At 69.9% G+C, this 1,000-nt stretch carries 1 protein-coding gene; it reads left to right on the top strand.

Annotation, left to right across the window (positions count from 1 at the left end):
- Positions 1-147: 147 nt before the first annotated feature.
- On the top strand, positions 148-1,000 hold an 853-nt coding region (locus QH283_RS21065), incomplete at its 3' end, for an amidohydrolase family protein (RefSeq protein ID WP_280504699.1).

Genomic DNA, 1,000 nt, shown 5'->3' with positions numbered 1-1,000 from the left:
AGCCCCACATGGTCTAGTGCGCCACGTGCTAAAATGCCGCCGCCCGTATGTGGGGCGGGGGGGGCGCCCCTCTTCCCGTGTCCGCCTCCCGTTGCTTCCCGATGGGAGGGTTGCGACAGTCACGCGATCTCGAGGCATTCTGTACAAGTGTTCGACGCACACGTCCACATCATCGATCCGCGGTTCCCGCTGACCGAGAACGAGGGCTACCTGCCGCAGCCGTACACCATCGCCGACTATCGAAAGCGGATGGCGCGCTTCGACGTCCAGGGCGGGGCCGTGGTCAGCGCGTCGTTCCAGGGCACCGACCAGACCTACCTGAAGGCGGCGCTGGCCGAGCTCGGCGAGAACTGGGTCGGGGTGACCCGGCTGGATCTCGACGCCGGTGACCAGGAGATCCTCGAACTGGACAAGGTCGGGGTGCGGGCGCTGCGGTTCAACCTCAAGCGCGCGGCCACCGACATCACCCGCATGACGGTGCAGGCGCTGCGCGCCTACGAGCTGGCGGGCTGGCACGTCGAGGTCTACGTCGACGGCCAGATGCTCGCCTCCCTGCAGCCGGTGATGTCCAAGCTGCCGAGGATCTCGGTCGACCACCTCGGCATGTCCGAGGAGTGCCTGCCCTACCTGCTGGATCTGGTCGACCGGGGCGCGCGGGTCAAGGCCACCGGGTTCGGCCGGGTCACCATGAACGTCGCCGACACGCTGCGCCGCATCCACGCGGTCAATCCCGAGGCGCTGATGTTCGGCACCGATCTGCCGGGCGCACGGGCGGGCCGCCCGTTCCGCGACTCCGATGTCGACCTGATCTGCGATGTGGTCGGCGCGGACATGCACGCGGTGCTCGAGGACAACGCCCGCGCCTTCTACCGGCTGCCCGCCCGGCCGCGCCCCGAGTTCGAGGACCCGGCGCCCACGCTGCCGCTGCCCGCGCCTGCCCCGGCCACCGAACTGTCGCGGCCGGGCGACTACGAGCCCGCCGACACCATCCCCTTCGGGG

This window comes from Nocardia farcinica (assembly GCF_029867845.1).
Classification (GTDB): Bacteria; Actinomycetota; Actinomycetes; order Mycobacteriales; family Mycobacteriaceae; genus Nocardia; species Nocardia farcinica_A.
Note: the sequence above shows the minus strand (reverse complement) of the source record. Positions and strands in the feature narration are given on the sequence as shown.